The organism is Verrucomicrobiia bacterium, assembly GCA_035577545.1.
Taxonomy (GTDB): domain Bacteria; phylum Verrucomicrobiota; class Verrucomicrobiia; order Palsa-1439; family Palsa-1439; genus Palsa-1439.
In genome coordinates this window covers 1-9,002 of record DATLVI010000036.1, presented here as the reverse complement: position 1 = coordinate 9,002, position 9,002 = coordinate 1, and the positions used below count along the sequence as shown (strand labels likewise).

At 57.3% G+C, this 9,002-nt stretch carries 9 protein-coding genes; 4 read left to right on the top strand and 5 right to left on the bottom strand.

Annotation, left to right across the window (positions count from 1 at the left end; genetic code table 11):
• A partial coding sequence (locus VNL17_13865; protein ID HXI85167.1) for a hypothetical protein occupies nucleotides 1-483 on the top strand: 483 nt, incomplete at its 5' end.
• Nucleotides 484-503: 20 nt separating this feature from the next.
• Here the strand turns inward: VNL17_13865 and aspS are convergent.
• The 5 genes from aspS to VNL17_13840 form a co-directional block, all read right to left on the bottom strand.
• Complete coding sequence (gene aspS, locus VNL17_13860) at nucleotides 504-2,297, bottom strand: aspartate--tRNA ligase (protein HXI85166.1); 1,794 nt, start codon at nucleotides 2,295-2,297, stop codon at nucleotides 504-506.
• Between the two features lie 33 nt (nucleotides 2,298-2,330).
• Entirely contained in the window at nucleotides 2,331-3,569 is a 1,239-nt protein-coding gene (hisS, locus tag VNL17_13855) for a histidine--tRNA ligase (protein HXI85165.1), read from the bottom strand.
• Between the two features lie 101 nt (nucleotides 3,570-3,670).
• Complete coding sequence (locus VNL17_13850; protein ID HXI85164.1) at nucleotides 3,671-3,991, bottom strand: HU family DNA-binding protein; 321 nt, start codon at nucleotides 3,989-3,991, stop codon at nucleotides 3,671-3,673.
• Complete coding sequence (locus VNL17_13845; protein ID HXI85163.1) at nucleotides 3,991-4,512, bottom strand: hypothetical protein; 522 nt, start codon at nucleotides 4,510-4,512, stop codon at nucleotides 3,991-3,993. The genes VNL17_13850 and VNL17_13845 overlap by 1 nt, the downstream gene beginning before the upstream one ends.
• A 126-nt stretch (nucleotides 4,513-4,638) precedes the next feature.
• On the bottom strand, nucleotides 4,639-5,571 hold the full coding sequence (locus VNL17_13840; protein HXI85162.1) for a glycosyltransferase family 9 protein: 933 nt from the start codon (nucleotides 5,569-5,571) through the stop codon (nucleotides 4,639-4,641).
• A gap of 263 nt (nucleotides 5,572-5,834) precedes the next feature.
• On the opposite strand from VNL17_13840, the gene VNL17_13835 reads away from it, so the two are divergent.
• The 3 genes from VNL17_13835 to mscL all read left to right on the top strand — a co-directional run bounded on the left by VNL17_13835 (nucleotide 5,835) and on the right by mscL (nucleotide 8,786).
• The gene (locus VNL17_13835; protein HXI85161.1) at nucleotides 5,835-7,391 is read left to right on the top strand and encodes a choice-of-anchor tandem repeat GloVer-containing protein; all 1,557 of its coding nucleotides are present in this window, start codon (nucleotides 5,835-5,837) and stop codon (nucleotides 7,389-7,391) included.
• A 64-nt stretch (nucleotides 7,392-7,455) separates the two neighbouring features.
• The gene (locus tag VNL17_13830; GenBank protein ID HXI85160.1) at nucleotides 7,456-7,851 is read left to right on the top strand and encodes a VOC family protein; all 396 of its coding nucleotides are present in this window, start codon (nucleotides 7,456-7,458) and stop codon (nucleotides 7,849-7,851) included.
• A 482-nt stretch (nucleotides 7,852-8,333) separates the two neighbouring features.
• Entirely contained in the window at nucleotides 8,334-8,786 is a 453-nt protein-coding gene (gene mscL, locus VNL17_13825; protein ID HXI85159.1) for a large conductance mechanosensitive channel protein MscL, read from the top strand.
• Nucleotides 8,787-9,002 lie beyond the last annotated feature (216 nt).

The window sequence follows — 9,002 nt, the reverse complement described above, 5'->3', positions numbered from 1 at the left end:
GATGTGTTGGGGGAACTGCGTATCAGTAGCCCCTTCTATGCGCAACCCGAGGAGGGCCACATGCCCAGAATTGTAAAGAAAGCCCGGGAAATCGGCGCAGACGCTGTCGTATTTGTTCAAGGTAAGATCTTCTTCAGCACGAACTATGGTGCGCGTAACGGCCCCGGCCAGGACACCGGCGACCAGAAACAGCCGACCTTGACCACCGTCAATACTTTCAACCCTGAATCCTTCGCGCCGGAAGTTACCATCCTCGCCATCCGCTGGACAGGCCAGCCACCATCGGGATTGCCGTCCCACGAGGGTGCCGCCACTGTCGAATCAAAATCGACGACCACGTCCACCGAGACTGCGCCAACGACGCCGCCACCGGCCGCTCCCGAAAAGAAAGACGAGCCTCCGAAAGCGGAAGAGTCCAATACAAACGCTGCGCCGGTCGCCCCCACGACAAATTTCGAGCCGGGTAATTCGCCCAGCCAGTAGCATCGGGCGCTGCGCGGCTTTTAACCTGCGTCTTCCACGTCCAACTTGATGTGCAGATCGCGCAGCTGCTTCGGCTCGACCTCGCTCGGCGAGTTCGTCATTAAATCCACCGCCTTCGCCGTCTTCGGGAAGGCGATCACGTCGCGGATGTTGGCCGTGCCGCAGAGGATCGCGCACAAACGGTCGAAGCCCAACGCAATGCCACCGTGTGGCGGCGCGCCGTACCGAAACGCCTGCAGCATGTAACCAAAACGCGCTTGTGCCACCTCCGGCGGAATCTGCAGCACTTGCTCGAAGATTTTTTTCTGCAAGTCCGGCTGGTGGATACGGATCGAGCCGCCACCGAGTTCCACACCGTTCAACACAATGTCATAATGCTGCCCACGGACCTTTGTTGGCTCGCTATCGAGTAGCGGCACATCCTCGACCACGGGCGAGGTGAACGGATGGTGCGTAGCCACATGTCGTTTCGATTCGGGGTTGTACGATATCAGCGGGAAATCGATCACCCAAAGGAAGTTCCATTGTTCCTCGGGCACTTCGAGCTTGCCCTCTTTTTTGAGGATCTCGGCGACGACCAGGCGTAAACGCCCGAGCACCTCCCAAACTGCCTCACGCTTGTCCGCCCCGAACAGAATAAGGTCGCCCTCCTCGATCTTCAGCTTTTCCGTCAGCGCCTTCTTTTCTGCATCGCTGAAAAACTTCACGATCGGGGATTTCCATTCACCGCCTTCTACCTTGATGAACGCGAGGCCTTTCGCACCGAAACTCTTCGCGGTTTCTGTCAGCGATTCAATCTGTCCCTGCGTCGCACTCGCGAGTCCCTTTGCGTTGATCGCTTTCACGACCCCGCCGGAATCGACCGCACCCCGAAACACCTTGAACTGGCTTTGGGCAAAATCCCTTGTGAAATCAACCAACTCCAGCCCGAAGCGGGTGTCGGGCTTGTCGCTGCCGAACCGCTCCATTGCTTCCAGGAATTGCATCCGCGGGAATGGGGTGGGGATTTTCTCGCCCCGCGCCGCCAACCAAACGGTGGCGAGCAGCCCCTCGATCATCGCGTACATGTCTTCACGGGTGATGAAACTCATTTCCAGGTCGATCTGCGTAAATTCCGGTTGCCGGTCCGCGCGCAGGTCTTCGTCCCGAAAACATTTGGCGATCTGGAAATAGCGATCGACGCCTGCAACCATCAACATTTGCTTGAACTGCTGCGGTGACTGCGGCAGTGCATAGAACTTCCCGGGGTTCACCCGCGATGGTACCAGGTATTCGCGCGCGCCTTCCGGCGTGCTCTTGAAGAGGATCGGCGTCTCCACCTCGAGGAAGCCGTTCGTGTCGAAATAATCGCGTGCGGCCTTCGCGACCCGATGGCGCAACGTCAGGTTCCTGGCCATGCTGGGCCGGCGCAGATCGAGGTAGCGGTATTGCAGGCGCAACTCCTCGTTCGCCTGCGAACCCCCGGCCTCGTCGAGTTGAAATGGCGGCGTCTCGCTCGGGTTGAGGATTTCCAGATGATCTACCAGCAGTTCGACCTCACCGGTCGGCAGTTTCAGGTTTTGCGTGCCTTCCGGGCGTTTCCGTACACTGCCTTCCACGGCTACTACGAACTCGCTTCGCAAACTCTGTGCGAGTTCCCAGGACGGCTTGTTATGCTGGGGATCGAAGACCACCTGGGTGTTGCCCTCGCGATCGCGAAGTTCGATAAAAACAATCCCGCCCAAATCGCGTCGCGCGTGCACCCACCCCATGAGGGTGGCCTTCTGTCCAATAAGCGCCGCGCGCAATTCACCGCAATGTTGTGTCCGTTTCATAGAAAAATCCCTTCACCACCAACTGCCCAAAAATCAGAATGTCTTCTTCAGCCTGGCCGCCAAGCTCACCTGTGGCACCCGTTCTTCCATCCCCGCCGACAAATCTTTCAGTTTCACCTCGCCGACGTTCCATTCGTCAGGGCCAATCGTCACCGCGAAGCGCGCTCCGGCCGCGACAGCGACTTGAAATTGTTTGCCTACTTTCGTCGGCGTGAGGGCGTAGTCTACCGCAATTCCCGCGTCACGCAACTGGTGAATGAGCTTGAGCGCCCCGTTACGTAGCGCTTCATCGGCAATCACAACATAGCAGTCCAGATCGTCGTAAGATGCTGGCAATAGACCTCGATCCTTCAGCAGTTCGCCCAATACAACATCCCCCATCCCAAACCCGAGTGCGGGCAAATCCACGCCGCTCACCTGCTTCAGCAAATTGTCGTAACGACCGCCACCGGCAACGGCGCGGAGTTCGCCTTTGCAGTCGTGTATTTCCCAAACGATGCCGGTGTAATATGCCAGGCCGCGCACAATCTTGAAATCGACCTTGCAGAACGGGGCCAGTTCGCCAAGTTTTCCAAGCACCTGCTGCAACTCCGGCGCGTCCGCTGTCGCCTTCCCTTCAGCGATCGCCAGAACCTCCTCAACCTGCTGTACCGACAATCCCGTCGCCACCAGTTTCTCCCGTGTCTTCTCAGCCGGCTCGCGTTCCAGCTTGTCGATGGCCTGAAACGCGGCGTACTGCTTGTCTTCGGCTATGCCAGCGGCCGCGAGGAGTCGTTGCCACATGCGTCGGTCGGAGACGCGAACCACGAAATCCTTTTCGGTCAGCCCGAAACTGCGGAGCGTATCAATCGCCAGACCGATGAGTTCGGCATCGGCGCTCACATCTGTTTCGCCAATGATATCGGCGTTGAACTGGAAATGTTCACGCAAGCGCCCCCGCTGCTGCTTTTCGTAGCGGAACAATTGCGGGATGGCGAACCACTTAATGGGCTTCTTGTAGTCGCGGTGATGTGCGCCAACCATGCGGGCCAGTGTCGGCGTCATTTCGGGCCGTAATGCGACGGCGCGGTCGCCTTTGTCCACAAAGTTGAAAAGTTGCCCAACAATCTCAGCACCGGACTTCTGCGTGTAGAGTTCGAGCGGTTCCAGCGGCGGGCCGTCGTACTCGCGAAAGCCATAGCGTCGCGCCGCGTCGTGCCACTTGTCGAAGACGTAGCGGCGGACAGCAAGCGCTTCGGGATAAAAGTCGCGGAAGCCGGGCAACGGGTTCATTGGACCAATTCAAAAAAAGTTATCAGGCGCGAAGCCCACCGGGTTTCGCGCCGTTGACATCGTCGGCCGGCAACCCAGGTGGCCGCCAGCCCAGTAAAACCTCAGGCGTGCGGCGGGTTCTGCGACGGGTTGTACTTTTCCGTGAGCCGCAATACCTGTTCGCGCATTTCCTTGCCGGGTTTAAACTTCACGACCGCCCGGGCGGGAATCTGCACATCCTTGCCCGGATCGTTCGGGTTGCGACCCACGCGCGGCTTGCGCAGCTTGACCTCGAAGACGCCAAAGTTGCGCAGCTCGACGGTCTCACCCTTGATGAGCGCCTCCGTGACGTAGTCCAGGGTCTTTTGCACGACCGTCAGCACGTCCTGTTGAATAAGGTTCGTGTCATTGCTGATCCGAATCACCAGGTCTCGCTTCGTCATTATCTCTTCTCCATTTGGTCCTTTAGTTGCGCCAGTTTCGGAATCCAATCCTCCGCAAACCGATACACTCCGTACGACGCCGTGATCATTACCAACAAAATTACCAGCGGGTTGGCAAATACGCTCCCCAACCCGACGCGCAACGTGCTCACCCCTTTGAGTTGCGCCTGCCGCCCTCGCAATCGTCCCAACAGGGCCTGCAGCCCCAAATACGTACTGTGCCACTCGGTTGCGAGCTTTTTCGACATGCCATCCGGCAACTCTTTGAACGACGCCAGGCTCGGCACGCTGTTCAGCATTCGCAACGCGCGGTCATCCCGCTCCGCCTCGGAGCCGAGCGTGACCGTCAGCACCTCGTGTTCCTGGGCAATCTGGCTCTTCAACTGTAGGAACGCCGCCTCTTCCTCACCTTTAAAACTCTCACCCTTGAAACCGCGATCCAAGAACTGACTCAACTGCCTCCACGATTCGATGAACGCCTCGACTCGCTCAATGTTCCTTTCCAGATTGCGGTCGCGCATCGATCTCTCTCGTTCCCTTCCTTGCCCCGAAAGCTTTCGGGGTTCTGAAACCATGCTGTGCGCCAATGTAGTGGCGGTCCTGTCAGTCGTCAAGCCAAATGGCTTGTGTACCAACGACTTCAGCAATCAGTCCCGCGAGGCGCCCCACAACTGCTCAATTGCGGCGCGCACATTGGCCACATCTTGCTCGCCAAATTGCACCACCCGCGTGTGCAGGCCGAGTGGTTCCCAAATCGGCAGCGAGGCACCGCCAAACAACGCCACTGTGGGTGTTCCCACAGCGGCAGCCAAATGCGTAATGCCAGAGTCATTCCCCAAAAACAGCACACAGCGTTCCAATACGGCGGCTAATTCGACCAATTTCAGGCCCTGCGCCATGGTGACCGGACGTTCCCCGAGCAGTTCCCCCAGCTTCTTTGCCGCGCGCTCATCCGCCTCACCTCGCACGATCAACAATTGCGCCGCCAGTTCATCGGCCAGCCACCGCGCCAGCGCCCCAAACTTCTCCACAGGCCAGTTTTTCTTCTCGCTGCCACTACCGGGATGGATCGCGACCAGCGGCTCGCGCCCCGCCATCTTCAGGAAATTCGACGCAGCTTCGCGGTCAGACTCATTCGGATGAATCCGGGGGCGCGGTGTCTCCACATAAATCGCCAGCGATTCCAATGGCCGACAATAATGCTCCGCTGCATGCATAGCTTCCGGTCGGGGCGACGCGTCAATCACCTGCTTGACACCGCAGCAGCGCACATTGTTGGAAAAGATTCGGTCCGGATCGAAGAGGTACGAAATGACGACGTTGAATCCGCCGAAATATTCCATGAGTGTGGAATCCAGCACGGCGTGGGGAATGAAGAAGCCCGCCATCGCCTTCGCGTCGATCGATCGGATTGTATTAGCGTAATGACGTTTGTGCGCCAACTCCGCAATATGCGGATACCCGAGGATTTCAATATGCGCCTCCGGCCACCGCTCGCGCAACGCCCCGATGGCCGGCAACGTCATGATGAAATCCCCAATCGCCCCACCCCGCACGACCAGTATCCGTGGTTTCTTCACGTTTGCTTGTGGTTAGAATCTTTCACGCGCGTGAATTGCAGTCGGCGCAGGCCAAGGCCTGCGGAAGGTGTCTCCTGCTGGACTGAGTAGTCGCCTGCCACCACTACCAGACTACGCTTCCGAGTGAGCCGATTCAACCACTTCCGCCAGTAGCGGCGGTGTCGAACGACCCGGCTGAGGACTTGGAGGCGGGAATGGCTCGACTTGGCATTGCCGCAATGCTATGCTTTCGCTGCTAAAGAACGGGTGAGGCAGCGTCTGGTATGAACAAACCGATTCATGTCGGGCTGGCGACGGGAAACGTTTTCCGCCTTGCCAGCGCGGTCCTGCTGTTGGTCCTGGCCGGTCGAGTATTCGATACCCACGCACAAACGCTGACGAATATTCACTCCTTTGGCGGTTCTCCCGGCAATGGAAATCTACCATTTAGCTCCCTCGTACAGGGCCGCGATGGCAATTTCTACGGGACTGCGTCTGAAGGTGGAAACACAAATCTTAACATAAACGGGGCAGGCGGTAATGGCACGGTGTTCCGGATTAGTCCCAGCGGCACGTACACGAATCTGTATTCCTTTGGCGGCTCCCCAACCGACGGATCCACTCCCTATGCCGGGCTCGTACAACTCGGCGACGGCAATCTCTATGGGACAACCGCTTATGGTGGAACAAGCACGAATTGTCCCACCGGCTGCGGTACCATCTTTCGGATCAGTCCCAGCGGCGTTTACACGAATCTTCACTCGTTTGTTGGCTCCCCCACCGATGGGGCCAATCCAGCTGATAGACCCGTGCAGGGCAGTGACGGATTTTTGTACGGCACAACCTATTACGGCGGGACCAGCATGAATTGTACTAGTGGTTGCGGTACTATCTTTCGGATCAGTACCAGCGGTGGCTACACGAATCTTCACTCGTTCGTCGGCCCTCCCGCCGATGGCGCCAGTCCTTATGCCGAGCTGGTACAAGGCAGCGACGGCAATCTTTACGGGACGACGTATGCTGGCGGGACGAGCACGAATTGCGGCCTTCCGGGCTGCGGCACAGTATTTCGAATCAGTCCCAGCGGCGGTTACGCGAATCTTTACTCATTTGGAGGGTTTCCCACCGATGGGGCCGCTCCTTATGCCGGACTCGTGCTGGGCAGTGACGGCAATTTTTATGGGACGACCAGTGACGGAGGGACGAGCACCAATTGCCCGGGCACGTTTGGTATCCCCAGCGGATGCGGCACGGTGTTTCGGATCAATCCCAATGGCAACGAAACGAATCTTCACTCTTTTACATCCCACCCCGATGGGAGTCATCCGCTCGCCTCCCTCGTGCAGGGCAGCGATGGCAATTTCTACGGGACAACGCAAGGAGGCGGGACAAACATTCCCTTCCAAGGCATCGTGTTTCGGATCAGTCCCAGCGGCAGCGAAACGAATCTTTACTCCTTCGCAGGTTTTCCCAACAGTGGGTTCGATCCCTTTGGCAGGATGGTACAGGCCAGCGATGGCAATTTCTATGGGACAACCATCTATGGCGGGATTAATAAGAGTGGTACGGTGTTCCGTTTTTCTGCTCCCCTCAACCCTGCGCCCTATCCCATCAATCAAATTACCGGAGTCCAGTTGTCGGGTACGAACCTCGTCTTCAATATCCCATCCATCGCCTACGAGACCTATCAATTGCAGTTCAGCAGTTCCATGAATCCGACCAACTGGGTGAATGTGCCCGGCGTATCGGTCACCAACAGCATCGGGGCCCTCCTGACTTTGACAAATCTCGGCGGAGCCTTACAGCCGCAGGGGTTCTATCGGTTCGACATTACGCCATAATGTCAGGGAGACTGATTGCAGAAGGCATTCGACTTAAGCAGGGCTTTTTACTATTACTTTTCAGATGAAGATTGAGCATGTGGCTTTCAACGTCGCCGAGCCCGTCGCCATGGCGCACTGGTACACGAAACATCTACAAATGCGCGTGGTGCGGATCTCCGGCCCGCCGTGGCATGCGCATTTTCTCGTCGATGCCGCCGAGCAGTCGATGATTGAGATCTATTACAACTCGAAAGCACCGGTGCCCCCCTACGGCAAGATGGATCCGCTGGTATTGCACCTGGCGTTCGCCGTGGACGACGTCCATGTGACCCGCGCGCGATTGATACAGGCGGGGGCAATCGCCGAAGGCGAAGTAGACACCAATCCCCTCGGCGACAATCTGGCCATGCTCCGTGATCCGTGGGGCTTTGCTGTCCAATTGGTGAAGCGCGGAACGCCGATGACCGGGCCGAAGTAACGCAGCATCCCCGCCACCGAGCTTTGTTAGCCCCAGCCTCCTATATCGTTAATTGATATTTTTTACTGGACAGGGGCCACGGGAATGCGTATACTCCGGGCAGTTGATGAATGTTCGGCTTTCAATCCCCCGATTTCTTCGAGTGGTGGTGCGACAGGATGACACGAACCCACTTCGCTGGGATTCTACGAAGACCGAACATAAGGAGCCCCTATACGTTTCTGCGAAACGAACCCATTTTATTTTCGCATCATTTCTGATGTATCGTTTTTATTTACAGATTCTTGCGTCGTTTGCAGGCGCGTTTGCAAATGGGTTCGTTTCCGAAAAACGAACCCATTTCAGTGGGTGTTTAAGGGGTTCGGTTGCCTTTCGGCACTGGATTGGGTACAACACCCTAGGGATTCATCGGGCGAGGCCAATACGGGTAATCAAGCGAAACGGACGTAAAGAATAGCACCAACGGAGAAGGAGACACCGTCATGGGAATGATCAAAGAGTTCAAAGAGTTTGCGATGCGTGGCAGTGTGGTGGACCTGGCGGTCGGTGTGATCATCGGCGGCGCGTTTGGCAAGATTGTCACTTCCGTTGTCAATGACATCATCATGCCGCCGATTGGCAGGGTCATGGGCAACGTCAACTTCACCGACTTGTTCATTAATCTCGATAGCAGCAAGGGGCCATTCAAATCACTGGCCGACGCCAAAGCGGCCGGGGCGGCGGTGATCGCGTACGGGTCGTTTATCAATACGGTGATCGACTTTCTCATCGTGGCGTTTTGCATATTCATGGCCGTCAAGACCATGAACACACTGCAGCGCAAAGAAGCTGCGGCCCCCACGCCCGCGCCGTCCACGAAATTGTGTGAGTACTGCGTATCGGAAATTCCGCTCAAAGCCACACGATGCCCGCACTGCACGTCGCAGGTCAAATAGCGAAGGCGGCTGACGCGCTCAAAGTTGCGAAGCCCGCGCCCGAGACGACGTCGAAAACAGCCGAAGTCGCTCTAGTGCCAATTTGCGCATATAATCACAGCATGGCCAGAGCGAACCCCGTCGATGAGTTTGCACACCGACTGTCAGGCAGTCTGCTGGACGGCACGTTTGTGCGCCTGGTGTTTTCCAGGCTAGTCCCTGCCGACGGCGCTCCCG